The following is a 24,645-nucleotide window of genomic DNA, read 5'->3' as shown; positions in this document are numbered from 1 at the left end:
CGGAAGCGCGGGCCGAGTGAAACGGACGATCGCCAGCCATGACACGCGACGAATTTGTGCAAGCTCAAGACCTGGCGATCGTCGAAAAATATGAGGCCGTCGTGACCTATCTCTATCCGATCCTCCAGCGATGCCCGCGCCGCCATGGCGCGCTGCGCGACCGGCTGATCGGATTGCTGTTCGATCAGGTCGGCCTTCTCTATCAGGCGGCGAAGAGCAAGCAGCCTTCCCGTCTCTACGCGGCGGACGCTCACATGGCGACGCTGCGGTTCTGGTTGCGTTTCGCGGCCGATCCGGCGCTGAAAATCGTCACGCCTCGGCAGCATGCCGTGGCGCTCCGCACCATCGCGGAGACGGGGGCGATGCTCGGGCAATGGATCAAGACCGCGAAGGGCAACGGGCGGTCGGGGGTATGACGTTGCGGTGCCCGTCCATCATCGGGGGTTCGTGGATCAACGGCGACAACGCCGGCTCGCGCTACGCGAATCTGGGCAACTGGCCGGAGAATTCGAACGAGAATCTCTCGGCGCGCGGCGGCGGCGACGACCCTTTCATAGCTCGGCGACGGTCACGGCCGCGCCGGCAATCTTCCACCGGCGCGGCCGTATTCATGCGGGCCGTGCCAGGGTGGTCGGCCCGACTGTCCGGCTTCGGCGAACACATAGCAGGGTCCGGTGAAGCGGGGAGTAGCGGCCCAGCCGTCGAAACCCGCGACCGGCAGGCGGGTATTCAGATCATGGGAAAGAAGCATCGTAACCTCATCAGCATCATCACGTCCGACGCGAACATGCGGCGGGCCTTCCGGCTGACGTCGCTCGGGAAGCGGCTCACGCCGGGCTTCCTTGAGTTCAAGGAGTTCTCGATCCTCAATCTTCACGAGCTCGCCTCGGCCATGCGCGACGGGCCCTATCGGCCGGGCGCTCCGCGCCAGTTCCGAATCTTCGACCCGAAGGTGCGCCTGATCTCGGCGCTGCCGTTCGAGGACCGCGTGGCGCAGCATGCACTATGCGCGGTGATCGGCCCGATTTTCGAGGCGACCCTTCTTCCGAGAACCTATGCCTGCCGGCGCGGCAAGGGCACTCACGCGGCCGCGACGGCATTGCAGGCCGACATGCGCCGGCTGGCGCGCAGCGGGCCGCTCTACGTCCTCAAGACCGACTTCTCGGCCTATTTCGCCAGCATCGAGCACGGCGCGCTCTGGCGGCTTATCGAAGCCAAGATTTCCTGCCGCGGCACCCTGCGGCTTATCGAAACGATGCTCCCGCGAGAGGGGATAGGGTTGCCGATCGGCAATCTCGTCTCGCAGATTTTCGCGAATGTGTATGGCGGGGTGGTCGACCGCCACCTTCAGCAGACGCTCGGCGAGCGGCATTGGTTCCGTTACATGGACGACATCGTCGTCCTCGGCCGCTCGTCCGACCATCTGCGCAGGGTGCGCGGGTCGATCGAGGATCTGTCGCGGGATCGGCTGGGGCTGCGGTTCTCGAAGTGGAGCATCCAGCCCGCCGGCCGGGGCGTCAACTTCGTCGGCTATCGCATCTGGACGACGCACAAGCTCCTGCGCAGGGACAGCGTCGTGCGCGCCCGGCGGAAGATCAGGGCCTATCGGGCCGCCGGCGAGCACGAGCGGCTCGATCAGTTCCTTGCGGCGTGGACCGGCCATGCGTCATGGGCCGACAGCCACAACCTGCTTGAGAGTCTGAATCTGGCAGGCGGGAGGGGCAAGCCATGAGGCGAGCAACCGCAATTCTGCCCGAGAACCTGGCACCCGTAGGAATCAACCGAGAGCAGGCCGCCGCCCTGATCGGCGTGAGTGCGACGCTCTTCGACCGACTGGTCTTCGACGGCCTCATGCCCGATGCGAGAATGATCTACGGCCGCCGGGTGTGGGACGTTGCCGAGGTGGCCGCCGCCTTCCGGAATCTGCCTCACCGATCGCAAGCTGTTGACGTTGCCGCCGGGGAAGGGAATCCTTGGGATGATGCCTAAGAAGCTACCCAAGGGAGTTACAGTCGATCGGGACCGGCACAAGAATGTCCGGCTCTACTTCCGCGCGCCCGGCCGTCCGAAGATCAGGCTTCGGGAGCAACCCGGAACGAAAGCGTTTGACGATGAGGTCGCCTGCGCCCGAATCGGAATCCCCTACGAGAAGAAGACCGCGCCCGCGCCGCGAAAGCCCGGCGCGGCGGCCAAGGAAAATAGCTTTCACTGGCTCGTCCAGCAATACAAGCAGCGGGCGAAGAATAGGCTCAACCCTGACCAGCTTGCGCGGCGCGTTCGTCTCCTCGAGGAAATATGCGAAAGCGGAAAGAAGCGCCGGGGCGATCTCCCCTATAAGCTGATGGAGCGCAAGCACGTCCTCGAAATTCGGGACACGATTCGCGATACCGCAGGCGCGCAGAATAACGTGGTGAAGACCGTTTCCGCCATGTTCGGATGGGCGATCAGCGTCGGCCTTGCCGACCGCAATCCCGCGATCGGGATCGAGCACCTTCACTCCGGCGACGGTTTCCACGCATGGACCGTCGACGAGGTGAGGCAATACGAGGAGCGGCATCCGCAGGGGAGCAAGGCCCGGCTCGCGCTGCATCTCGGCCTCTTTACCGGCCTGCGCCTGTCCGATCTTGCGACCTTGGGCAAGCAGCATATCCGCGACGGATGGCTTTATGTGCGCCCCGGAAAGACCGGGAAATCATCTGGCGTCGTTGTGGAGATTCCCGTGCTGGCCGAACTTCAGGCGACGATCGAGGCTACCGAGACCGGAGACCTGACGTTCCTTATCACCGACCTCGGCCGTCCGTTCACGGTGAACGGCCTCGGCAACAAGATGCGCCAATGGTGCGATCAGGCCGGCTTGCCCCAGTGCTCGATGCACGGATTGAGAAAGGCGGGCGCGACCATCGCCGCCGACAATGGGGCGACTGATAGTCAGCTTATGGCAATCTTCGGCTGGACGACGAAGAAGCAAACCACGCTCTACACGAAGAAGGCGGATCGAAAGCGCCTTGCGGGCGAGGCGATTCGCAAACTCGTGCCAGAACAAAAAACGGACGAAACTGTCCCACCGCAAAAAGGGTTGCTGGAAAGTGGGACAAAAATCGCCAAAAAGGCAATAAAATCAAATACATAAGAAACGGATGGTGCCCAGAAGAGGACCGCCATTTTCCCGGAAAATCAAGCGGCTAAAAAGCCGGTGGGACATTCTCTTTCTACTGATCTTCAAGGTTTTTTAGCCCGGCCGCCCCACCATTAAGACCCGCTGATGCGCTGGATCGCCCATTCCAGAACGCTGTTTCCGATCCACATCAGGAAGCCGCCGAGGAGCGTCCAGCCCGCAATGATCACGGCAAGGACCGTCTTCGACTTATCTCTCACGGCACCAAAGTCGCGGGCAAGCGGCTCGATGTCCTTGATCACCTGCTCGGATGCCTTGAGGCGATCCTCTATGTTGTCGACGACGTTCCCCAGTTCGTCGAGCCGATCATAGACGCGCCGGCGACTCTCGGACGACCGCTGGTCCTGCGCCTCTATAAGACGGGTGAGGTTCTTCACGTCCGACTGCAGGGAGCCGATCGCCTTGTATATTTCGTTCAAGCTCGTCGGCACAATGCGCCCCTCTCTATGAAAGCAGAACGATCACGGCGAAGGCCGCCGCGATCAAAGCCCACATCGTCCAGAATTCCAGCCTCAACGGCCTTGCCCCTCGATCGCCGCGACGCCGTCGACGAGGGCGCGATGCCGCCGGCCGCACTCGCCCAGCGCCGAGCGATCCGCGCCCCAGAGTCGGGCGACCTCCGCCGAGGACAGATCGCGCTCGGGCAGGTTCGTCACGGCCGCGCATGGCTCCTTGAGGGGCGAGGGTATGCGCGCCAGTTCCGGCCGATCAGCGACCGATCGCGTCAAGCTGCTTTGACAGCCCGCGAGGAATAGCAGGCCGGCACACAGGGCCAGCGGCGTTGTCATCTTCCGCATCTTCGGTCTCCATCTGGACGATTGCCGCTTCGAGGTCGGCGATCAGCACGGCGTCGCGCTTCCGGCCTTCGAGGTAATCCTGTTCAATCCTGTCGATTCGCTCCTGCGCCTGCCGGCGCTCGGCGTCCATCTGCTCGCGCAGATCGCGCATCGCCTTCTCCCATGCGGCGCGCTCGATCGCCCGGCCCTCGCGGACGCCGGCGTGGTGCTGGTAGCTTCCCCATGCCCAAACGCCGCCGGCCGCGATCGCGATCAGTGCCGCCCAGACGAGGAGGGTCGGGATTCCGGTGAAGCGAGCGATAGCGGTGATCATCCTGCCCTCCCGTCGTCGTCGGCTGGCGGTGCGATGTCGGACGGCCAGCCATCGGGGACGCCCGGCCGGTCGCGATAGGCGTCCCGCCCGAGGGTCTTCATCACGTTCTTGTCGTCCCACGCCGCACCGAAGACGTAGGAGCCGATCACCGAGATCGCCGTGCCGAAAAGGCCATAGGCGATCGTCTCGTGAAGGCGACTGTCGGCCTGCCCGTAAATCATCAGATAGACGATGCAGCCCGCACAGAAGCCGAGGGCAGCAACGACGATCCGGCGGCGGACTTTCCAAGATGGGCGCATATCAAGCCTCGTCGAAGGGTTTCAGGGGCACGGTTCGGCCGGCGAGCTCGTGCGTGCAGTCGCCGAGGAACTGGATCTGTCCGTCGCGCACGAAGGAGTGGCAGACGGTCGGCGTCGGCTCGATTGTCTCGCCGGCCATGATGCGGCGGCGCTCGTCGTCCGTGATGGGGTGCGAGCCGCGCACGAGAACGGACGGCGTGAACGTCGGCCGGTCATAATCGCCGTTGAAGCCCCAGCGCGGCCCCGGCCCGACGCCGACCTGCACCTGGTGCGCGCCGTCGCAGCCGGGACACCAGAACATGAGCCGGCCACCCTCGGCCGTTCGGAGAACGCCGCGCGCCGCCATTATCGCGTTCCCGCCGCGGTGCCGGCCGAATAGGCCCCGCCCGTGAGCGGCGGAAAGGCCCGGATCGGATAGACCTCGGGCCAGCGGAAGGCGATGAACTTGTCGAGCGGAAACCATGTGAGGTTGACGCTGTCGCTCTGGTTTCCGCCGAGCAGAAGAACGCGGCGGCGCTCCGCGTCATAAGCCGCAACGAAGCCGACATGGCCGGACGACGCGCTCCACCGGATCACGCCCACCGACCCGACCTTGGGGCCGCCGGCGTCAATGCCGAAATCCTTCCACCCCTGCGCCCAGAACGGATTGTTCGGCACCACGGCGCCGGGCAGCGTCTTGACGATGCAGGTTTCGACGAAGTCGCCGCACCACGGCAGTTTCGCCGGGTCGCCGAGATATTTCCCCAGTTTCAGGAAGGCGGCGAGCAGCGCGTTGTCGCGGCGCTCATGCAGGCCCATGCGGCGCTGCGCCTCGGCCATCCATGGCGGAAGGGTTTCGGCCGGCGGCTCGGGCGTGTCGGCCTTGGGCTTGCCTGGCTCGGCGCGCAGGGCGGCGACGGTGGCGGCATCGGCTACCCCGGTCTGCCTGATTTTCTTCTGGCGCTGGAACGCGATCAGGGCGCGGGTCGTTTCCCCGCCGATCGCCCCGTCCACGGCGATCTTGTACCCATGCGCGACAAGGCGGCCCTGAAGCCATGCTTCAAAGGACATAGCATCTCCTTCCCCCCGACAGACGTCGGGCGGTTCGTGTTTTCGATTGTTGGCGAGCGGTGGCCCCGTCAGGCGGGGCGGCAAATTCGCGGCGCGGGGCTGCGGAATATGAGGAAGGTCAGACCTTCAGTTTGGCTTCGACGTCGACCGTGTATCCGGCCTTCGACAGTTTGTGCGTCGCGGTTTCTATGATGAACTCGACGCCGTCGAGCTCGGGGCGGACGCCGGCATAGACGAACTTCGCGCCGGCGCGGACGGCAGGGTCGCCATAAAGGGTGACGCTCGTGCGCATCGTCTCGCGCTTGAGGTCTTTCGCCTTGGCCTTCGCCGCCTTCTTGGCCTCGCCTTCGTCCTGAAAGGATTCCGCGATCGTATAGGTCGCCTCGCCCTCGGAATCGCTGTCTTCCTCGACTTCCTTGAGCTTTGCCTCGTTGCGATCCTGCCAGCGGGCCTTCACCTTCTTGTATTTGTATCGGTGCGCGAAGACCGTGCGGCAGGTGCCTTCGACGATATTGGCCGGCGAGGCCACGATGGAGCCGACGCCCTCGCCCTTCTTTTTGAAGATGAGGGTCTTGTTCTTGATCGTGAAAAGCGCGTCATGGCGACGGGCGAGGCGCTCGACGACATGCAGATCGCTTTCGTCCTGTTGCGCGAACCATTTGTATTTGTGCGAGCCGACCTCGTCGTCCACCTTCGGCGAAAGGCCGTTCTCGCCGGCGATCTGCTCGACGATCTGCTTGACCGTCTTGTTGTCCCAGTGCCGCGACCGGTGCTGCTTGGCCTTCCCGCGCACGTTCGCGCCCTTGCCGTTCACGGTCATGCCGTAGGGAAGGCAAAGCACCTCCGGGTCGTCGGCGATGAAGGTTCCGAAATCGGCCACGCCGGTTTCGAGATAGCCCAGCTTCGCGCCGATCTCGTCGCCCTTCTTCGGGATCTGCGCGAATGGCATCCCGTCATTCAGGTCGCACGAGATCGTGTCGCTGGTAGCCCCCTCCTTGTCGACGATCGTCACGGAAATGAGCCGGTCGTTGAAGGCGGAAGCGACCGGCTTCCCGTTGACGGTGATCTCGGCGCGCGGGGTCTTCACGGCATGGCTGCCGGGTCGATCACGACGAGGTCGCGACCCTCGAACCACCTGTCCGAAACGCGCCACAAGCGGCGGCCCGACGCGATCGAGGAGGCGTCGACGACGCCCGTGCGCAGGTGGTTTGCCCCGTCGCGATAGCGGACGGGGATGCCGATCTTGATCATTTCGATCTCCTTTAGTCCCACAGGGTGATGAGCTTGATCGTCTCGGCCGACTTCGGAATCGCCGGGAGCATGACCTCGGTGCCGGGCGGCAGCGGGACCGAAAGGCCGGCGAGGCCCGGATTCGCGACGAGCACCTGCTCGACGAAGCCGCTTTCGTCGCCGTAGAAGCGGCTGCAGATGGAGTCGATCATCTCGCCGTGCTTCGTGATGTAGCGCGTCACCATGGCCGTCACCCGAAAAGCGTCTGCACGACCGAGATCAGCGAGAACCCGCCGCCGGCGTAGCGTTTCAACCCGATGCGAAACACGTCCTTGCGCGGGCGCCCGAGACGGTCGTGGAACGACTGGTCCTCCGAAACCATCTCGACGACGTGCATGCCGTAGACGTTGCCGCCCAGCGTGATCAGCGGCAGCACGAGCCCGGATTGCGCCGCGCCGCGGATACCCTCAAGGCTGGAAAGGCCGCCGAACTCCTCGGGGAAGAGGACGCCTTCGATCAGCACCGTGTCCTCGTCGCCGCCCGTCCATTGCAGCCGGTTGAGGCCGCCGACCGTCTGGATGCTGGCCCACCTGGTCGACAGGTCGCGGCCGACGCCGTTGAACCCGAACCGCAGGCTATGGAACATGAAGGGGCCAAGCGCCATCGGGATCGCCATCAATTCGCTCCATCTGAAAACGCGCCGCGCGACAGGGCGTTGAGGCGTGCCGTCAGGCGGCGCTCGACCTCTTCCGCGACCCGCTCCGGCGACTGGCCGGCGGCGGCTGTTACCTCGATCTTGATCGCGCCGGCCGCCACGGACACCTCGACGCCACGGCCGCCGGATTGACCGCCCTCCTGCGCCTGATGCGTCGCCGGCAGTTGCGGCGGCACCGGAAGCCTGACCTCGGGAATCGCGATCTCGATCGTCGGGATTTCCGGAATGGCAGGCATAGCGGCAGCGGGGAACGCCATGCCCGCAGCGCCGAGCGCGGCGTTGCGGATGATCCGCGCCGTCTTCATCGCGTCGTGGACGAATCCGTCCTGTCCGAAGGTGACGATTTCCGGACCTTCTTCGCCGACAAGATAGGAACCACCGGCCTTTACCGGCCCCCCGGAGGCACGGGCGCCGGCGAGCGCCGACGACGTCGCCGTGACGGCCGTCGAGGGCATCGACTGCAAGGACCGCGAAAGCGCATCGACCTTCGTGCGCGCGGCGTCGATGCTCGACGTGTCGATCACAGGCATGGCCGTGACGCTGATGTTGTCGCTGATCGAGGAACCGACCGCGTCGGCCGCCGTGACGGCAGCGGCGCCTTCCTGCGCCACGCCGCCAGCAAGGCGGTCCATGCCTGCGAGCATCGTGTTGATCGCGTCCTGCGCGTTGTCGTTCGCCGCGGCGGCCTCGGCGGTGATCCGGGAAGCGGCTTCGCCGGCCGCCCCTTGCGCGGCATCAGCCGCCGGTGCTGGCGCTTCCTCTTCCTGACCGCCGCCCCATAGGCGCGAAACCCATGCCGGCGGCTTCGGCCATGTGATCAGCGATCCGAGGTCGATCGAGCCGATGGCCGCCACGATGCGCGCGGGCAACCCCTTGAACCATTCGACCATTGCGTCGATCTTCGCGATCACGCCGTCCCACATCGCTTGCGCGAGGGCCTGCCCGCTCGCCATCAATCGGTCGGTCATGGCGGCCGCACCGGCGAGGAACTGCTCGACCATGTTGGTCGCGGCACCCCCGAGATCGGCCACGCCGATCAGCCCACCGATTACGCCGAGGATGAACTCGCCGCCGGCCTGAAGGGCCGCACCGATGTAGCGCAGGATCGCCGAGCCGACCCCAATCCAGTCGAAGGCGAGTATGCCGTTCGCGATGGCCGCGCCAAGGCCGGCAGCGGTCGACGCACCGTCGCCGGTCAGCGAATTCATAAGGATGCGGCCGATGTTGAGGATTCCCGCGATGCCGCTGGCGATCATCTCGCCGAGACGGTAGCCGAGGCTCCCCCAGTCCACGGAAAGCAGCGTGTCGGCAGCGCGGTTGAAGAAGCCGCCGATCGCGTCGCTCGCGCCCGAGATGAGGTCGGTCCAGTCGACCGACCCGAGCGCCGCGGATACCGTCGCGCCGATCTGGCCGAACGCCGTCGCCGCGACGGCAACGCCCCGGTTCCAGACCCCTGCCCAGTCGATCGAGGAGAGGGCCGAGGCCACATAGGCGGCGACGGCCTGAAAGGCCGTAGCAGCCCGGTCGATCCCTGCGGAAAGAAGCCCGGCCCAGTTGATCGCGGACAGGGCCGAGGCGATCCATCCCGCCGCGGCTGCGGCAGCGTTTCGCACCCCGGCGAGCGCGCCTGCCCAGTCGATCCCGCGAACGAACTCGGCGACCGAGGTGGCCATGGTCGACCAGTAACCGGCGACGACGTCGACCACCGCGGCGGCCGCATAGGTCGCGCCGTCCCAGAGCGCCCGCCAGTCGATCGATCCGAGGAGATCAGCCACCCAACCCGCAAGAAATAGGAATCCGTCACCGATGCCGCGAGCCGCCGCCTGTCCGATCTCGGACCAGCTCATTGTCTGCCATGCGTTCGCCACCGATGCGACGAGGTCCGTGGTGAAGCCGACCACGGCGGTCAGCGCCTCGCCCACGAACTTGCCGGCGGCAATCCCCGCAGCCGCCCAGCTTCCACCCATCTCGTCGACGGGGGCGATGAGGGCCGTCACCGCATCGCGAAGCCATGCCAGCCCATCGGCGACCGGCTGAAGCGCCGGCATGATCGGCGCGATGGCGCGCAGGAAGGCGCCCTTGAACGCCTCGAAGGCGATCGTGATGCCGGTCCAGTTGTTGTAGATCCACGCCCCGGCGAGCGCGATGCCGGCAAGCAGGGCGCCGACGCCGGTGCTGATGATGGCCACGCGCAGCGCATAGAAGGCCGCCGTGACGAGCCGGAGCGGATTGCGCAGGGCCATGATCGCCGCGCCGGCGGGTGCGAGGGCCATGCTTCCGATCGCGCGCGCAGCCGTGAGCGCGGCAATGCCGGCGTCGAGGAGGGCACCCTTGAGAAACAGGCCGGCATACTGCGCGGCAATGGCCGCAACACGGAAGCCGATCAGGGCCGTCGCCACCCCGACAATCCCGCGCGTGATGTTCGGGAAGCGCGAGGCGAGGTCACTGAAAGAGGAGATCATCGGCCCGACGAGCGCGAGAATATCGTTCATCGCCGGCAGAAGCGCATTGCCGATCGAGATCGCCAAGCTGGTGATCTGGTTGCGGAAAAGCTGCAGGTTGTTCTCGGACGTCTTGGCGCGGATCGCATATTCCTCGGCGGCCGAGCCAGCATATTCCGCCCGGTTCGCGACGAGGCCAAGGGCATCGGCGAGCAGTTCGGTATTCGTGATCAGCGGGCCGATGGCGCGCGCCTCGTCGCCGAAGAGGTCGGTGATCAGCGCGGCGCGGGCCTCGGCGGGCACCGCGCGGATGCGCTCAAGGACATTCGTGATCGTGCCGACCGCATCCCTTTGCATGTCGGCCGCAACATTCTGCGCGTCGAGGCCGAGCGTCTTGTAGGCGGCCGACTGGCGTTTGGTGGCCGACGCCCCGCGCGTGAGCGCCCGGCCCATGTTGCGGAACGAGGTCGCGGCCACCTCCGATTCCGCGCCGGCGCCGACCATGGCAGCGCCGAAGGCCGCCGCCTGCTCGGCCGAAAGACCGAACTGGCTGGCCTGCGCACCGACGCGGCGAACGACGTCGAGAATATCGGGGGCGGATGCCGCAGTATTGTTGCCCAGATGGTTGATCGCGTCGGCCAGAAGCCCGGTCTCCGCGACCGACATGCCGAGCGCCGTCTTGAGCTTCGCCAGAGCCTCGCCGGCATTGTCGGCGCTGACCTCCCACGCCACGCCGACCTTCGCCGCCATCTCGGCGAAGGGAAGAAGCTCGTCGACGGCGAGGCCCGACTGGCCGGCGGCCGCCACGATGGCGGCGATGCCGTCTGCGGCCATCGGCATCTCGGTCGAAAGCCGCCGAATGTCGTCACCCATCTCCTGAAACGCCTCGGGCGTCGGAAAGTCGACGACCTTGCGCACGTCCGCCATGGCGCTTTCGAACTGCATGGCCGCGTTCACCGGGGCGGAAAGGCCGCGCCATAGCGCCCAGCCGGCAGCGGTCGCGTCGAGCATCTTCCCGCGCACTTCCGCCATGCGCGCCGCGTTCGCTTGGCTTGCGGCCGTCATCCGGTTGATCGCCGCAGAGACGGCGCGCGACGGGGCCGTCACCTGATCAACTAGCGCGACGATCAGCTTTGATGTTAGTATCGTCATTCGGCTAGACACCACTTCGGAGCGGGGGATTAATCATGCGATACGCAGGGAACGCGATATGGTTTGTCTTTGGCGGGGCAATAACGGCGCTGATCTGGTTGATCGGCGGCGCAGTATTCGCTCTGTCAATAGTCGGAATTCCACTTAGCCGATCTGCTTTCGAGATCGCGAAAATGTCCGCCTTTCCTTTCGGGAAGGACGTCGTTCACATTCGCGAACTTGATAATAAAGGGCTTACGGCAACGACCGCCGTTACAGGAACGGTCGGTTTCATCTTCAATATTATTTGGGCGCTGACCTTTGGCGTGGTTCTTTTCCTCGCCCACCTGATCGCCGGCATCTTCAACTGCCTGACGATCATCGGCATCCCCTTCGGGCTGCAATCGTTCAAGCTCGCCGGCATCGCCTTATGGCCGGTCGGCCGGCGAGTTGTTTCCGTCGAACTCGCACGCGCAGCGCGCGAAACGAACGCGGCGGAGAAGCTCGCAGCCTATCGGGGTGCATGATCGAAAAGGGCCGGAGATGTGATCACCGGCCCTTTCCCTTTCTCGGGCTTTCAGCTTTCAGCACGCGCCCCAGCGCCGCCGTATAGGCATCGAAGCGGTCCCAATCCATCTCCTCGATCTCGCTGATCGGGGTGTGAAGATGGCGGGCGAGTGTGGCGACCGCATCTATTGCAGAGGAAGGTTCCCCGCTTCTTCCCGCTCCAGCTTCGCCATGGCCTTGACCGCCAACTTTCCCATGAGGGGCGCAGCCTCACGCCCCAGCCGGTTGAAGTCGTCGGTGTCCAGCTCTTCCATGACCATGATCGGCACGCCGGCCATGGAAGCGAAGATGGCGAGGGACTTGCGGAGGTTGCCGTTGACCAGGTCGGCCGCGACCAGATCCTTCGCCTTCATCTTGCGAAGCGTGAGCGTCGTGTAGGTCTGGCCGTCATGTTCGACGGGGGCTTCCAGCGTGAACGTGATGGTCTTCTTGTCCGACATGGAATCTTCCCCTTAAACGAGCAGCGCGGCGCGGATGCCGCCGGTCTGCGATGCGCCGCCGATCGAGACGCTGAAGGGATCGGCCTCGATCAGCGTCCGGCCCTCGACCTCGAGGCGGTAGTAGCGCAGCGTGATCGAGAATTCGTTCTCGCCGATCTCGCCGGGCTTCCAATCGCCGTGGTCGTTCTTCATCAGGCGGCCGCGGATATAGGCGGTCGCGTTGATGATGGTGCCGTCCTCGTGGACCAGCGCCCCCGTGACCATGAATTCCTTCTCCACGCCAACGGCGAGGCCGAAGAGGGTGATCACCTGCGGGTCGAAGGCCGTCAGCTTGAACGACGCTTCGAGCTTCTCGTATCCCATGGGGATGTCGATCGGCAGCACCATGCCGGCATTGCGAAGCTCTTCCAGCTTCTCGGTCGGCACGGGGAGGGAAATCTCGCTCGCCTGCCCGAGCTTGGAAACCCGGTCGGCGAAGATGGTGCAATTGCGCAGGATATAGCGCGGCATGTCGGACATGGCCGTTTTCCTTCTGTCTTTGTGAGGGTGGACGGCGGCGCGGTAACGCCGCCGTGTCTAGCCGTCGTCAGGCCGCCAGCGAGCCGGCCCCGATCTCCTGCGCGACCTGGTTGAGCAGGAGCGTGTAGGCGACGAGATTGCGGTGCGACGTGATGCGGATGTCGACCATCGGCGCCGGCGGCTCGAACTTCACGCCGAGCTTCACGATGCCCTGCGCCATCTCGACGTCGGTGTTGCTGTCGAGCAGCCAGACGTCGGAACCCGGCAGGATCGCGCCCTCAAGTTCCATCGTCCGCAGGAAGGCCCTGCCGCTTTCGATCATGAACTTGAGGTTCGCCTTCGAGAACGGGCGGTCGACGAATTCGAGGTAAGCCTTTTCGAGCGCCTCGTTGATCGCGTCGGCCGTGCGGCGCACCGACACGAACTGCCAGATGAGGTCGCTGTCGCAGGTCCAGACGCCCCAGAGACGGAAGCCGGTATTGTCGATGTTGACGATCGTGTTGACCCGGTTCTCGTTGAGGTAGTTGGCCTGTGCGCCGTATTCGATCGGCCGATTCACGCCGCCAATTCCGGCGATCTCGACGTTCGATCCGGCCCACCAGAACCCTTGTTCGAGGTCCATCCGCGCCTGCCGCGCAGCCCAGACCGGCGAGGAGGGCTTCGGGACATAGACCGAATCCTCGGTGTCCCACTTGAGCACCTTCGGGTCGCAGATGAAGATGCGGCCCGAATTGATCAGCCCGCGATACTGCACCGCGGCCTGATCGGTCGTGTCCGGCCCGTCGATATAGGCCATCGCCTTCAGGCCCTCGGCCACGCTCATCAGTTCGGCGACGACCGGGTTGATCACCGACCCCTTGTTGGCGGTGGCGGTGGCCCCGGTGCCTGCGCCGGCGATGGTGACGGTGACGGTTCCGGTGTAGCCGAAGCCGGGCTTCGTGACCACGATGCTCGTGATCGCGCCGCCCTCGACGATCGCGCGGGCCTCGGCCCCGGTGCCGCCGGTCCCGGTGATCGTGACCGTCGTGCTGTCCGCGTCGTAGCCCGCGCCGGCGACCGTCACGTTCACCGAGGCGATGCCGTCCGCCGGCGACGTCTGGGTAAGGCCGGGCGCAATCAGCAGCTTCGGCTTGTAGAGGCCGTCCGACGAAGCGCGCCGGAAGGCGTGAACGCCGCTGAAGGCGATCTGGTTGCCGACCGCGTTCGACCAGATTTCCGGCAGCGTCGGCTCGTCCTCGATACGCACGAGGATGATCGGGCAACCGACCTGATCGAAGATGCTGTCGATCGCGTCGGCCAGCGTTCCCTCGGCGCCGAGACCTTCCGCGTCCTGCGGGCGCAGGATCTGGATCGGCTTGTTGAGCGGGAACTTCACGGCGTCGGCATCGGGAGCCGTGCCGATCAGGCCGATGACGGCCGTCTGGGCAAGGCGGACAAGAACCGGCGTCTCCGCGCTCTGAAAGACGCGCGTGCCGTGGTGGAAGGATACAGAAGCCATCTGGCTCTCCTTTCTGTATGGCCCGAGGGCCGGCTGGCGGTGGTTGTGGTTTAGGCCGAGGGTTCGCCGTCCTTCGCCTTCCTGCGGCGAGAAGCGGACGACCCCGAAGGCGGGGGAATGAAGACCGCGTCGCCGAGGATTCGGCTGCGCAGCGTGTAAGTGCTCGCGTGACCGGCGTGACCGACCCAACTCATCACGACCTGCCGGACCTGGTCGAGGGTGATCTTGCCCTCGTGATACTGGCGCGCCATGCGCTTCATTTTCCGGCGTATCCGTCCGGCGCTGTCCTTCCTGATCTTCCGATGCGTCGGCCAGATGCGATAGCCGAGGAAGTCGAGCGCCCGGCCGTTCGTCGCCGAGACCGGAAAGACTTGAGTCTTCCGGTTGAGACGCAGCCCGAGATGCGCATAGAGAAAGTCGTCGACCGCGACGCGGACCCGGTGCAGATGCTCCTTGTCCGCGCCGATGATCGCGAAATCATCCATGTAGCGCACATATCGCCGTTCGCGCAGTTCGTGCTTCACGAACTCGTCGAGTTCATGGAGGTAGATGTTCGCGAAAATCTGCGACGTCAGATTGCCGATCGGTATCCCGCGCGGCAACGTGGCGCCCGGCTCGGCGACGCTGTCGATGATGCTGTCGATCAGCCAGAGCGTGTCCTTGCAGGCCACCCGGCGCGCGATCATCCTCTTGAGCGCATCGTGGCAGACGCTCGGAAAGAAGCGCGCGATGTCCGCCTTCAGCACATAGATGGCGCCATGCTCGCGCAGCGTCGCCCGAAGGAACGTCTGCGCCCGGTCAGCGCCGGCGTGCATCCCTTTTCCGGTCTGGCACGCATAGCTGTCGGAAATGAACCGGCACGTCCAGATCGGCTCGATAGCCTCGATAAGCGCATGCTGCACGACGCGGTCCTTGAGCGGAAGCGCGGCAATCTCGCGCTCCTTCGGCTCGAAGACCCGGAAATGGTAATACGGCCCGGTGCGATACGTCTTCCATATGAGGCTGTTCTGGATGTCGATCAGGTTCGATTCCAGATCCCGCTCGAATTGCAGGACGTCCGTCTGATGCCGCCGCCCGCGAATGACGCGGCCCCATGCGCGATGTAGGGCCTCGAAACTCGACAGGCCCGAAAACAGGTCGGTGTAGGTCTTCGCCAAGGCATCTCGCTATCGTAAGGGCGACCGGAGCGAAGGGTCGCCGCGCGCAGGCGGTTACTGCAACGCTCCGGTCTGTTCATGTTTTTCGGCGCTTGGCCGAGGAACGCGGGGCCTTTCGAGGGTGTGCGGGATGAGGCCCCGTGAGGCCCCAACTTCTGACTTTCCCCGAGAGCGGGCCGGAAGCCGATATTCGTACTCGTGTTCGAGCGGGCGTTGTTCAAGTTGAGGGAGAACACCCCAGCATTGACGCCGTTGTTCCAGTTGCCCCCACGGATCGGCAGGCGCTCAAACCACTTTACCCGCGTCCCTTTTCCTGCAAGCTCTTGAACCATCCGCCGATCATGCGCCCGATTTCGTCCAGATGACGGGTCCAGACTTCGTAGCTGTTGAACGACAGATAACCGAGGCGCTGGGCAATCCTGATCTGGCTTCGCAACAGATCAAGCTCGGCGTCCAAGTCCTGCATTGTGGTCTTTTTGAAGTATCTCCGATTGCAGATGATGATCAGTCGGAGAAGCGACCACATGGTGCTGCGGATTTCCTGATTAAGAACGTGGCGTTCGGCTTTGGGAAACTGCCTTAAAACCACATATCCATAGGCGATCATGTCTTCGCACTTCCGACGAATTTTCAGATCGTCCAAATCAGGCTCCGCAGCTATTACAGGTGGATGACGGACGGGCTATCGCCCGCCCGGCAGATTGTCAGGCGGCCAGATTTCAGAGGACGAAAGCGGGCCGGAAGCCGATAGTCGAACTCGGGGACGAGCGGGCGATGTTCAAGTAGAGGGAGAACACCCCAGCAGTGACGCCGTTGTACCAGTAGCCCCCACGGATCGGCAGGCGCTCGTCCAGATTCCGCAGGTAAAGATAGCCGCGGTCGATGCTGGTCGCATGCGGGAAGAGGCCCAGCACCTTGAGGATGTTCGGGACGGTGACGCCGCCGGCGGCGGTCAAGTCCTTATACAACTGGCTCGCAGCCGTTTCGCCGTTCGACTGGCTCGTCACCGAGGTCGCAAGCTGCGGGTTGCCGGCCCCGTCGACGCCGGTTGCGTTCCACTTCAGCGTGTTCGCCGTGCCGGGATTGACCAGATTGCCGTTCTGCAGGATCGCCTTCCACAGCGGGCTTGCGGCGCTATGATCAGCGTCCGTCTCGGCCGCATTGTTGTCGGGAATGATCTGGATTTCGCCGTTGACCATGCGCATGCCGCGCACCCATTCCCAGACATTGCCGCAGAGGTCGGTGATGCCCGCCGGCGTGTTGTCGTGATACCAGCTTACCGGGCCGGAGCCGGTCAGCGTGCGCGCGGTGCCTTCGGCGAGGCCGGGCGCAAGGCCATCCTGCCGGCGGCCGGTCTCGTAGGTCTGCGCATGGTCGCGGCCGTAGTTGGTGTTGCCGCGCGGCATGAAGCCGTTCTTCCAGCACCACAGGGCGACCGCCGACCATTCGGCATTGGTCATCATGTGCCAGCCCGGCCCCTTCGCCGAGCAGCGTGCGTTCGCGTTGTCGAAGTTGATCGACGCGCTGGGGTCTTGGCCGGGCAGCGACAGGGCGTGATTGTCATGGATGCGGGCGAGATACTTGCCCACGAAAATCTCGCTCTTCTGGATGCCGCCGACGAGGAAGGCGGGATGGGTGCCGGTCCCCAGCGCCGGGTCGATGTCCTCGATATTGAAGCGCGGCACCACGCACATGATCGAGGGATAGCCCTTGCTGTCGTAAAGGACGGTGTTCACGCCGCCCGAGGCGGCCTCAACGGACTGCCGCAGGGCATCCGGCATCGAAATCGTGACGGTCATCAGGATTTACTCCTCGTCTTCAGGGGTTGCAGGGTTTTCGGGCAGCGCCCACAGTTGCAGCGTCACGGCCTCGGCCTGGCATGGCTGCGGCACCGAGACGGTCTGGGTGACTTCCTCACCCCCCACCGTTTCGGTGATCTCCTCGTCGGCATATCGGCGAGGTGGAATGATGATGACGGCCGCGTAAACGTCGCCCTCGAAGCTCAACTGGCCGTCGCCATCGGTGAAGACCGAAAGGACGCGCTCGGTGTCCTCCTGTTCTTCGCCCAGGTCGATCAGAAGATTGCCGAGGATTAGGGTGCAGTCGTCGAGTTCGAAGGCTGCCTTCGCGCCCTCGTTCATGTGCATGATGTTCATCGCCGCCTCACTGGTAACGGGGGTTGAGAAGCGTCCAGCGCAGAACGACGTTGTCGGCGCTGCCGGTCATCCGGATCTTGAAGCCGTTCCGGGCGCGGTCGTATGCCTGCACCGCGCCAACGGCCGCCACGTCGGTTGCGCTCTCCACCTCGACCGCGACGTCATAGTCGGCGTTCGGCAGAATCTCGGGGAACGCGACCGTCACGAACGGGCTGCTACTCGTCACCCACGAGCTCGCCGACTGGATCACGCGGAGGTCGGTCAGCGTGACCGCCGTGATGTTGTTCCCGGTGCTGCCGGCCGGGATGTCCAGCCGGTAGAGCGGCAGGCCGTTCGCGGGAACCTCGGCGGCGATCTGGACCGCATAGGCCGAGCCGACCGTGTTGACGAGGAAGGCGAAATAGGAGCGCGCCTGCGCGCTTTCGTTCGTCGGGATCGAGACGTGGTAGTCGTCGTCCGGCAGGCTGATGATCCGACCGTCGATCTTGGCGCGCGACATCCCGGCGCCGACCGTGCCGCTCTGCGACAGGTGCAGCGCGCGAATGTCGCTCTTCGTCAACACCATGCCGGTGATGACGTGCTTGTTCTTCAGGACGGCGCTTCCCTGCGCGAGAACGCGCTGGCGAAGCGTATCGAGCGAGCGCGAAAACAGGCCGGCAAGCGAGTGCGCCTCGAGGATGCCTGCGGCGACGGAAATACCGTCGAAGCCGCGAAGAACTTGCATCTCCTTGGTGAGCGCGCCGCCGAGGTTGAGCGCCTCCTGCACCGCGGCGAGGAGCGCGTTCTGGCTTTCCGGCGACAGGGCGTCGAAGCCCTGCATCCTTTCGGCAAGGGTGGGCCTGCCGGCGCGCGCCTCGATCACGTCGTCCGCGATGCCCTTGAGCCAGCGGGTGCGGTTCGCAAGCTGCCGCGCCTGAATGTTCGAGATGCCGTCGACGCCGCCGACGACCGGATCGGTCGTCTCGATCTGGTAAACGCCGGCGGGATAGGTGTTCTGTTCTGGCAGGTTCGCCATGCCCGTGCTCCTTTGGCCTAGAAGATGATGGTCCAAGACCCCTCAAGGGAAATGTCGCTCCCCTTCTCGATCGGGGCGCGGGTCTTGCGCGCGAAGAGGGTGCTGTCGGTCGTGATGAGGCCGAACTCGCGGATTGCCATGCCGTTCGCCTCGCCGGTGCCGATCGACCAGTTGAAGCGGACCTGTCCGGCGGCCGGGTAGGAATGGCTCGCGATGGCCTTGATGAAGGCCGATGTGAGCGCGGTGTCGTCGGGCGTCGGGCCGTTGCCGTTCGTGCCGATGCCGATGCGGTTGATAACCTTCCCCGCGCCGTCGCCGGCGATGAGATAGGCCAAGGCGACGCGCGCGACGGTCATAATCATGTTTTCGTCGCGCAACGTCTGGATGACTTCCCCGTCGCGAAGCACGCGCACGAGCAACTCCCCCCGAAGGAGGATCGGGTCGGTGATAATCACGTCACACCTCAAGCTGTTAGGATTGTCTCGACCGGGCTGTTGTAGAACGCGCCGGCGAAATACTTCGCCGACCCGGCATGGCTGATCGAGCCGTCGTAGATGTCGCCGCCATGGCGGCGCGATCCGTCATAGAACACGTTGCGCCGGACGATGATCGGCATGTCGACATCGGCCACCGATGGCTGCAAATCGCCATGGTTGAAGATCGCATTGTGGCGATGGCGGCCATCGTAAGAAAGGCGGACGCCGAGGCGATCCGTCACGGCATGGCGCACGCCCGTCGTCAGAAGGACGCGCTCGTTGCCATAGGTTTCGCCGGTCGCCCCCCAGCCGTTATAGCGCACCTGGCCGCCGTGCTTGAGGCTCCCGTCATGCAGATGGCGGACGGCGTGATCATGGTTGATCGAGGCGTCGTAGCGCCGACCCCACGGATAGACCTCCGCCGCGCCATGCACCACGGCGAGCTTATCGGCATCGTCCGTTTCGATGTCGTCGAGGAAGTCCGTCGTGTAATGGATCGATTCCAGATGCGACCGGACGTTCTTATGTTCCATCACGGCGCGCTTCAGCAGCACCGGCGTCAACTGGCTGGCCACCGAGGTCGAGTGCCAGCCGTAATAGGCTGTCCCGCGATACTGGATCGCGGCGTTGTGCCGGGCAAGATCGACCGTCGAGTTCGGCTCGCCCTGAATATCCGTCTCGTTGAGATCAATGGTCAGGCGGAAGTGATAAGGCTGACCGCCATATTCGAACCATTCCTCGACGACCGCCCCGAAATTCAGGAGGTTGATCGCGTCGACGAGGCCCTGCCGGCTTCCCTTCGCCCGGTGCATCTCCCAGCTTTGGGCGATCACCTGACGCTTCTTCTCGACCGGCCAGTCCGGATCCCAGAGGTCGACGCCTTCTTCCCATGCGAGCCACGGAAGCAATTCTTCCGGGCAGAGCATCGGGTCTTTCGCCCGCCGAACGACGTCGGCGTCGATGCGCAGCACGCGCCCGTCGACCTCGACGAGCGCCCGCTCCAGATCGACGGCGCTGGGCGGCAGGATGGTCACGTCGGAGTCCCTATCTCAAGCTCTATGCCGGTACACCACGGCGCGATATGTGCGACGCCGCCGACGTCGTTCGCCGGCGTCTCGATTTCGACCTCTTCGATTTCCGACCGCCCGGTCGTGTCGACCGCATGCGCGGCCGAGAGGATCAGCGAGATCGGCACGGCCGAGCCGATCCGGTGGCGATCGAGCGCCATGGCGTTGATGCGCGACACGGCCTCCTGAAACACGACATTGCGATCCGGCCCCGGCCGAATGAAGAGGGTGCCCTTGATCTGGTAGGGCACGATCTGCGCCGCGGCGACGATCACCTTGTCGGTCAGCGGACGCGCACGCTGGGCGGTTGCGTTTTCCCGGTCCCAGACGTTGATCGGCGATCCACCGGCCGGGCGGATTTCCCACGCGCCGAGCCGCTCCGCCACCGCGTGCAGCATGGCCAGCGAGGGCGTCCCGTTCCCCGCATCCGAAAGAACGGACACCCACGCCTCGCCCGGCGAGACGAAGGCTTCCTCCGGCCCGTAGGCGACCGCATCCTTGATGCCGGGATAAGCCGACAGGGTGTGCCACACATAGGCACCATATGGGCCGGCGGTCGAAAGCGCCTCATAGGCAATCTGGATGCGTCGGCGGAACGGCTCGTCGGCCTCGCCATCGAACCTGACCGTCCCCACGCGAGAGCCGAGATGATCGAGCGTCGCCCCCCAGCTTGTCGCGAGCAGGACGGCACGGACGGCGTCGTTCACGCGACCGCGCATCAGCATCTCGTGATAGCTGTCCGCCTGCTCGACGATCACGACGGGATCGGTTTCGAGCATCTCCACGTCGAACGGCGGCAGGGTCGGGTAGCGGGTCCGAACCTCTTCCCATCGCGCCTTGAACTCGGCGATGCGGGCCGCGAAAATAGCCTCGTAATCGAGCGTCTCGACCGCCGGCGGCGGAAGCCGGGAAAGGTCGACATCCTGAAAGCGTCGGGTCATCGCTCAATTCCTGTTCGCACGAAAGGCACGATCAGCGAGGCGCTTTCGGCGACGCTGAAATCGCCAAGGTGGCCGCGCGGAAAATACGTCCCGGCGAGTTCGATCTCGATAGTTCCGTCCGCCTCGGTCTTCACGATCTGGCATCCGGAAACCTCATAGCGGGGTTCCCATCGGGCGATCGCCATCACGCTCGCCGCGTAGATCGCGAGGATGACCTGGTCCGTCATGGGGCGGTCGATCAGGTCGAAAACCTCCGATCCGAACTCGCGCCGCATGACGCGGCTGCCGATCGGCGTCGTCAGGATGACGCCGATCGACTGCCTGACATGATCGAACCCCGCGAGGGGGGCGCCGGTCTCGCGGTTGAGGCCGGTCGAGGTCATGTCAGTCCCCCTTCTTGTCGTCCGGCTTCGCCCCGCCTGCCGGCGTCGACTTCTTGGTCGACGGCGTCGAAAGCTGATTCCCGTAGGGCGGGAGGAAAGGCTTGGCCACCTTGTCGGGAATCTCCCGCTCTTCCGGGCCGGATTCGTACCAAGTGCCGCCGTAGAAGCCGGCCGTGTTCACGATCACTTTCATGGGGATGCCCCTTTCGGTTGGTGTTTAGACTGGCGGTCCCGGCGGTCCCGGCGGGGCGGTTACGTGCCCGTGGGTGTCGCCGATATTCTTGCCGTTGTGCGTCACGCCCGGCCCTTCGATCACGACGTCGCCTTCGAGCCGGATCGTTCCAGCCTTGAGGGTGATCTCGCCGCCGGTCATGGCGAGGACCGTATCCCCGATCTTTATGTGATACGGCGTCGCGCTGTTCTCGCGGGCGTTGCTGTCGGAATAGTCGCAGCCCTCGATTCTGGCGTCTGTCATGTCCCCGCTTTCGCTCACGACGTCGATCTGCTCGCCCTCGTTGAGAAGCACGTCGACCTTCACGCCGCCGGCGGCATTGACGCGCGGCTTGATCCAGTCCGTGATGAACTCGTTGCCGTCCTCTTCCGCAATCTTGACGCGATACTGGCCTTTACCGTGATCGACCTCCTTGATCGTCCCGGTGCGCCGGCGGTTGCGGTTGCGGCGCTCCTGCTCGGCGACCTTGCGCTCAAGCTCGACGATGCGATCCAGAATCCCCGGCATGGCGCTATTCCGTCCGCTCGACCGCGACGCTCTGCACATCCGGCTCGGTCCCCTCGGCTGGCTGGACGGCGATGTCGAACAAGGCACGCGCCTCTTCGAGCGTCATCCCGAACCGCCGGCGCTGGGCTTCGTGCATGCGGATACCGTCCGGAATCCCGACAAGCGATTGCATCGTCGAGAGATAGGGGTGATCGGCGGCGGCCATCCTTGCGAACAACCGCGCCCATATGCTCGTCGGCGCGACCGGCTCCCCGAAGACCGGGTCCGGCAGGAGATCGACCGTCACGACAAGCTGATGCGCGGCGATACGGGTGCCGCTCGTTTCGTCCGACGTCCGCTTCCGCTCGATCTTCACGATGCCCGAGGACAGATCGCGCCATATCTCCGACCAAGGGTTGAGCGGATCGGACAGGGCGGTCACGATCTGCCTGCCGACACAGTCGAGATAGAATTCCAGCGCACGGTCGGTTGCGCACAGGCCCGGCAGCACCTCACTGGCGCCCGTCTCGGGATCCGTTACCGTCATCGCCCCGGTTATGCCGACCTCGATCGTGAGGGCGGTTGCGCCGGAGCGATGGAGCGCGCGCAGATCGAGCCGCTCCTCGACCTTCGCCGCATCGGTATAGACGGCGATCCACGGCTTTTCCTGATCGGAGCGGAGGCTCCCGTCCGCCGCGACGTCGAGCGCGCCGATCTCGCTGTCCAGCACGTTCTTGTCGACCAGCGTCTTGCCCTTCAGGGCCTCGACCGTGGCGATGCGCAGGGCGATCCGGCCGAGCATCAGAGCTCACCCAGTTTCAGCACGAGGCGCGGCTGGCCCCGGTCGTCGGCCGACAGCACCTCGAACCAAGGCTGACCGGGCCGCGCCAGCGCCTTCACCTTGTCGCCCTTCCTGAAGACGAGGTCCGGATACTTCGCGCGGTCGATATGCAATTCCGAGGGCTGCGCGGCGACACGGCTGCGCCAGTCGCGGTCGATGCCGCCGGAGACCATCGTATCCTTGCCCGCGTCGACTCGAAGGATGGCTTCAATGTCGCGCGCCGGCCGATCCGGGTCGATCGCGCCATCATTGAAAAAGGACAGCCTCACCGGCTCCGCGCGGAAGCGGTCGACTATGGCGAGCGTGCGGTCGCGAAGCTGGTGATGACGCGCGGCCAGCATCGGATCAGGCGCCCGCAGCCAGGTCGGCTATCTTCTTCTCGACGGCGGCGACCTGCTCGGCGAGCTTGGCCTTATCCGCAACGTCCTGCGTTTCCTCGACCTTCTTGCGCAGGCCGGCGAGGGTCGCTTCGAGCCGCTGCCGCGCCTCGGCGGAATCGCCGCCCGAAGCCTTGGCCGCCTTGCCCTTCGGCTTCGCCTCGTAGGCAAAACGGTCGTGAACGAGGTGCTTCCCGTAGTCGGCGGGGACGGGCACCGGCTCGTGGGCGGGCACCTCCTTATCCTTGTCGCCCGTGATGGCGGCGGGCAGGATTCCGCCGTTCGGGAACGCGATCCACATGGTTTCCTTGGACATGGTGGAATCTCCTTTCGTTTCGCGAAAACCCTCGACCCGAGGATTTGCGGAAAACGAAAGGCGGCCCACGAGGGGCCGCCCTTGTCGTTTCCGGCGCGGATCAGGTGAGCGTCAGGCGGCGCAGCACCTTCGGCTTCGTGCAGAGCGAGATGGCGTTCATCTGCACCTCGATCTCGCGGCCCTTGCCGTTCGGCTTCTTGTATTGCCGCATATAGAACGGCAGGCCGATCGTGTTGACGGTCTCCTCGTAGTCGGCCGGCGCGAACCTGGTGATGAAGAGATCGGGAACGCCCTTGACCACCACGCGAGCCTCGTCGTTCGCGATATACGGCGAGCCGAGGTCTGCCGTTGCCTTCGCCCCGGTGCGATAACGCTCCCACGTCGCGCCCGCGAATTCGAAGGTATCGGGCACGTCCTGCCGCAGCACCGCCGCCCCGCCGTGATAGAGAAAGGTGTCCCTGACCGACTTGTGCGTCCAGAGCGCCTTGTGGAAGCTGCGGCCGGTAAAGACGTGAAGGCCGCCGTAAGTTTCGTCCAGATCGTCCTCGATCGAGTAGATCACGTCTTGGAAGACATTGGCGACGATGGTGGAGTCGACGTCGAGTTCGAGGGAGACGGCAGACGGGACCGGGATGCCGAAGCGGCTATAGAGGTTATGCAGCACCTTGCCGCTCTTCGACGTCACGTTCCCCTTGATCGCGCCGATACGCTGATGCTCCAGCGTCATGGTCAGATCCTGCGCATGGCGCATACCCTTGCGCTCGACGCGGTTCTGAATCGTTTCGAGGGTGTCGGTCGTGCCGAACGCCCGCACGTTCTGCACTTCGTCGGCCAGTACGGAATCGTCACGCTGGTAGTGGTCGATGTCGAAGGGGATGCGGGTGCGGTTTTCATCGTCCGTCGTCTCGCCGGATGCCCCGCGCGCAGTCGGTTCCACGAGCGAGAGTTTCCCGTCGCGCATCTCGATCGAGATGCGCGTGGTGCTCACGCCGTCCTCTTCGAAAAGGCCGGTGGCGGAAATCT

34 protein-coding genes are annotated in these 24,645 nt (G+C 64.8%); 5 read left to right on the top strand and 29 right to left on the bottom strand.

Annotated features, from left to right (window positions below; translation table 11 throughout):
• Positions 1 to 38: 38 nt before the first annotated feature.
• The 4 genes from avd (Q0330_RS14700) to Q0330_RS14685 are packed head-to-tail and all read left to right on the top strand — an operon-like array spanning position 39 to position 3,130.
• Entirely contained in the window at positions 39 to 416 is a 378-nt protein-coding gene (gene avd / locus Q0330_RS14700) for a diversity-generating retroelement protein Avd (protein WP_299480962.1), read from the top strand.
• On the top strand, positions 413 to 1,732 hold the full coding sequence (locus tag Q0330_RS14695; protein ID WP_299480959.1) for a reverse transcriptase/maturase family protein: 1,320 nt from the start codon (positions 413 to 415) through the stop codon (positions 1,730 to 1,732). Before avd (Q0330_RS14700) ends, Q0330_RS14695 begins: the two co-directional genes overlap by 4 nt.
• Positions 1,729 to 1,989 carry a hypothetical protein gene (locus tag Q0330_RS14690; RefSeq protein WP_299480955.1) on the top strand — a complete coding sequence of 87 codons (261 nt, stop codon included), beginning with the start codon at positions 1,729 to 1,731 and terminating at the stop codon, positions 1,987 to 1,989. Before Q0330_RS14695 ends, Q0330_RS14690 begins: the two co-directional genes overlap by 4 nt.
• Positions 1,979 to 3,130 (top strand): tyrosine-type recombinase/integrase, encoded by a 1,152-nt coding sequence (locus Q0330_RS14685; RefSeq protein WP_299480952.1) that lies wholly within the window; start codon positions 1,979 to 1,981, stop codon positions 3,128 to 3,130. Before Q0330_RS14690 ends, Q0330_RS14685 begins: the two co-directional genes overlap by 11 nt.
• 119 nt (positions 3,131 to 3,249) lie before the next feature.
• On the opposite strand, the gene Q0330_RS14680 is transcribed toward Q0330_RS14685, so the two are convergent.
• The 11 genes from Q0330_RS14680 to Q0330_RS14630 all read right to left on the bottom strand — a co-directional run bounded on the left by Q0330_RS14680 (position 3,250) and on the right by Q0330_RS14630 (position 11,172).
• Positions 3,250 to 3,594 carry a DUF1515 family protein gene (locus Q0330_RS14680; protein WP_299480949.1) on the bottom strand — a complete coding sequence of 115 codons (345 nt, stop codon included), beginning with the start codon at positions 3,592 to 3,594 and terminating at the stop codon, positions 3,250 to 3,252.
• Between the two features lie 93 nt (positions 3,595 to 3,687).
• A complete protein-coding gene (locus tag Q0330_RS14675; RefSeq protein WP_299480946.1) occupies positions 3,688 to 3,831 on the bottom strand; it encodes a hypothetical protein in 144 nt (47 codons plus the stop codon).
• 52 nt (positions 3,832 to 3,883) lie between these two features.
• Positions 3,884 to 4,285, bottom strand: a complete 402-nt coding sequence (locus Q0330_RS14670; RefSeq protein ID WP_299480943.1) for a hypothetical protein — start codon at positions 4,283 to 4,285, stop codon at positions 3,884 to 3,886.
• The gene (locus tag Q0330_RS14665; protein WP_299480941.1) at positions 4,282 to 4,584 is read right to left on the bottom strand and encodes a hypothetical protein; all 303 of its coding nucleotides are present in this window, start codon (positions 4,582 to 4,584) and stop codon (positions 4,282 to 4,284) included. The genes Q0330_RS14670 and Q0330_RS14665 overlap by 4 nt, the downstream gene beginning before the upstream one ends.
• Position 4,585: 1 nt before the next feature.
• Entirely contained in the window at positions 4,586 to 4,930 is a 345-nt protein-coding gene (locus Q0330_RS14660; RefSeq protein ID WP_299480938.1) for a DUF6527 family protein, read from the bottom strand.
• Positions 4,930 to 5,634, bottom strand: coding sequence for a TIGR02594 family protein (locus tag Q0330_RS14655; RefSeq protein ID WP_299480936.1), 705 nt, complete (start codon positions 5,632 to 5,634; stop codon positions 4,930 to 4,932). The genes Q0330_RS14660 and Q0330_RS14655 overlap by 1 nt, the downstream gene beginning before the upstream one ends.
• Before the next feature lie 118 nt (positions 5,635 to 5,752).
• On the bottom strand, positions 5,753 to 6,721 hold the full coding sequence (locus Q0330_RS14650) for a contractile injection system protein, VgrG/Pvc8 family (RefSeq protein WP_299480933.1): 969 nt from the start codon (positions 6,719 to 6,721) through the stop codon (positions 5,753 to 5,755).
• Complete coding sequence (locus Q0330_RS14645) at positions 6,718 to 6,885, bottom strand: hypothetical protein (protein WP_299480930.1); 168 nt, start codon at positions 6,883 to 6,885, stop codon at positions 6,718 to 6,720. The genes Q0330_RS14650 and Q0330_RS14645 overlap by 4 nt, the downstream gene beginning before the upstream one ends.
• An 11-nt stretch (positions 6,886 to 6,896) precedes the next feature.
• Positions 6,897 to 7,109, bottom strand: a complete 213-nt coding sequence (locus Q0330_RS14640) for a tail protein X (RefSeq protein ID WP_299480927.1) — start codon at positions 7,107 to 7,109, stop codon at positions 6,897 to 6,899.
• Between the two features lie 5 nt (positions 7,110 to 7,114).
• Positions 7,115 to 7,540: a phage tail protein gene (locus Q0330_RS14635; RefSeq protein ID WP_299480924.1), complete on the bottom strand. Its 426-nt coding sequence runs from the start codon at positions 7,538 to 7,540 to the stop codon at positions 7,115 to 7,117.
• On the bottom strand, positions 7,540 to 11,172 hold the full coding sequence (locus Q0330_RS14630) for a phage tail tape measure protein (RefSeq protein ID WP_299480921.1): 3,633 nt from the start codon (positions 11,170 to 11,172) through the stop codon (positions 7,540 to 7,542). Before Q0330_RS14630 ends, Q0330_RS14635 begins: the two co-directional genes overlap by 1 nt.
• Positions 11,173 to 11,207: 35 nt before the next feature.
• Here Q0330_RS14630 and Q0330_RS14625 point away from each other — a divergent pair, with 35 nt between their 5' ends.
• Positions 11,208 to 11,678, top strand: coding sequence for a YccF domain-containing protein (locus tag Q0330_RS14625; RefSeq protein ID WP_299480918.1), 471 nt, complete (start codon positions 11,208 to 11,210; stop codon positions 11,676 to 11,678).
• Positions 11,679 to 11,843: 165 nt separating this feature from the next.
• Here Q0330_RS14625 and Q0330_RS14620 read toward each other — a convergent pair whose 3' ends face one another.
• From Q0330_RS14620 to Q0330_RS14535, 18 genes are all read right to left on the bottom strand, one after another.
• The gene (locus tag Q0330_RS14620; protein ID WP_299480915.1) at positions 11,844 to 12,158 is read right to left on the bottom strand and encodes a phage tail assembly protein; all 315 of its coding nucleotides are present in this window, start codon (positions 12,156 to 12,158) and stop codon (positions 11,844 to 11,846) included.
• Between the two features lie 12 nt (positions 12,159 to 12,170).
• Positions 12,171 to 12,677, bottom strand: coding sequence for a phage major tail tube protein (locus Q0330_RS14615; RefSeq protein ID WP_299480912.1), 507 nt, complete (start codon positions 12,675 to 12,677; stop codon positions 12,171 to 12,173).
• A 67-nt stretch (positions 12,678 to 12,744) separates the two neighbouring features.
• Positions 12,745 to 14,175 carry a phage tail sheath subtilisin-like domain-containing protein gene (locus tag Q0330_RS14610; protein ID WP_299480909.1) on the bottom strand — a complete coding sequence of 477 codons (1,431 nt, stop codon included), beginning with the start codon at positions 14,173 to 14,175 and terminating at the stop codon, positions 12,745 to 12,747.
• 50 nt (positions 14,176 to 14,225) lie between these two features.
• Entirely contained in the window at positions 14,226 to 15,332 is a 1,107-nt protein-coding gene (locus Q0330_RS14605) for an RNA-directed DNA polymerase (RefSeq protein WP_299480906.1), read from the bottom strand.
• Positions 15,333 to 15,627: 295 nt separating this feature from the next.
• Positions 15,628 to 15,975, bottom strand: a complete 348-nt coding sequence (gene avd / locus Q0330_RS14600) for a diversity-generating retroelement protein Avd (RefSeq protein WP_299480904.1) — start codon at positions 15,973 to 15,975, stop codon at positions 15,628 to 15,630.
• 76 nt (positions 15,976 to 16,051) lie between these two features.
• Positions 16,052 to 17,113, bottom strand: a complete 1,062-nt coding sequence (locus tag Q0330_RS14595; RefSeq protein ID WP_299480902.1) for an SUMF1/EgtB/PvdO family nonheme iron enzyme — start codon at positions 17,111 to 17,113, stop codon at positions 16,052 to 16,054.
• Positions 17,114 to 17,137: 24 nt separating this feature from the next.
• Positions 17,138 to 17,488 carry a hypothetical protein gene (locus tag Q0330_RS14590; RefSeq protein WP_299480900.1) on the bottom strand — a complete coding sequence of 117 codons (351 nt, stop codon included), beginning with the start codon at positions 17,486 to 17,488 and terminating at the stop codon, positions 17,138 to 17,140.
• Between the two features lie 7 nt (positions 17,489 to 17,495).
• Positions 17,496 to 18,503, bottom strand: coding sequence for a hypothetical protein (locus Q0330_RS14585; protein ID WP_299480898.1), 1,008 nt, complete (start codon positions 18,501 to 18,503; stop codon positions 17,496 to 17,498).
• Positions 18,504 to 18,520: 17 nt separating this feature from the next.
• Positions 18,521 to 18,958, bottom strand: coding sequence for a hypothetical protein (locus Q0330_RS14580; RefSeq protein ID WP_299480896.1), 438 nt, complete (start codon positions 18,956 to 18,958; stop codon positions 18,521 to 18,523).
• A gap of 8 nt (positions 18,959 to 18,966) precedes the next feature.
• Positions 18,967 to 20,013 (bottom strand): phage tail protein I, encoded by a 1,047-nt coding sequence (locus Q0330_RS14575; protein ID WP_299480893.1) that lies wholly within the window; start codon positions 20,011 to 20,013, stop codon positions 18,967 to 18,969.
• Positions 20,010 to 20,987 carry a baseplate J/gp47 family protein gene (locus Q0330_RS14570; RefSeq protein WP_299480890.1) on the bottom strand — a complete coding sequence of 326 codons (978 nt, stop codon included), beginning with the start codon at positions 20,985 to 20,987 and terminating at the stop codon, positions 20,010 to 20,012. Before Q0330_RS14570 ends, Q0330_RS14575 begins: the two co-directional genes overlap by 4 nt.
• Positions 20,984 to 21,370 carry a GPW/gp25 family protein gene (locus Q0330_RS14565; protein WP_299480887.1) on the bottom strand — a complete coding sequence of 129 codons (387 nt, stop codon included), beginning with the start codon at positions 21,368 to 21,370 and terminating at the stop codon, positions 20,984 to 20,986. The genes Q0330_RS14570 and Q0330_RS14565 overlap by 4 nt, the downstream gene beginning before the upstream one ends.
• 1 nt (position 21,371) lies before the next feature.
• Entirely contained in the window at positions 21,372 to 21,563 is a 192-nt protein-coding gene (locus Q0330_RS14560; RefSeq protein WP_299480884.1) for a hypothetical protein, read from the bottom strand.
• A gap of 24 nt (positions 21,564 to 21,587) precedes the next feature.
• On the bottom strand, positions 21,588 to 22,109 hold the full coding sequence (locus Q0330_RS14555; protein ID WP_299480881.1) for a phage baseplate assembly protein V: 522 nt from the start codon (positions 22,107 to 22,109) through the stop codon (positions 21,588 to 21,590).
• A gap of 4 nt (positions 22,110 to 22,113) precedes the next feature.
• Positions 22,114 to 22,890 carry a hypothetical protein gene (locus Q0330_RS14550; protein WP_299480878.1) on the bottom strand — a complete coding sequence of 259 codons (777 nt, stop codon included), beginning with the start codon at positions 22,888 to 22,890 and terminating at the stop codon, positions 22,114 to 22,116.
• On the bottom strand, positions 22,890 to 23,270 hold the full coding sequence (locus tag Q0330_RS14545; RefSeq protein WP_299480875.1) for a hypothetical protein: 381 nt from the start codon (positions 23,268 to 23,270) through the stop codon (positions 22,890 to 22,892). Before Q0330_RS14545 ends, Q0330_RS14550 begins: the two co-directional genes overlap by 1 nt.
• Positions 23,271 to 23,274: 4 nt before the next feature.
• Entirely contained in the window at positions 23,275 to 23,622 is a 348-nt protein-coding gene (locus Q0330_RS14540) for a hypothetical protein (RefSeq protein WP_299480872.1), read from the bottom strand.
• A gap of 100 nt (positions 23,623 to 23,722) precedes the next feature.
• Positions 23,723 to 24,645: major capsid protein (locus Q0330_RS14535; protein ID WP_299480868.1), on the bottom strand; the 923-nt coding region annotated here is incomplete at its 5' end.

The sequence above is a fragment of the uncultured Paracoccus sp. genome, assembly GCF_937873615.1.
GTDB lineage: Bacteria > Pseudomonadota > Alphaproteobacteria > Rhodobacterales > Rhodobacteraceae > Paracoccus.
The sequence above is the reverse complement of the archived record's forward strand: the minus strand, read 5'-3'. Positions and strand labels throughout refer to the sequence as shown.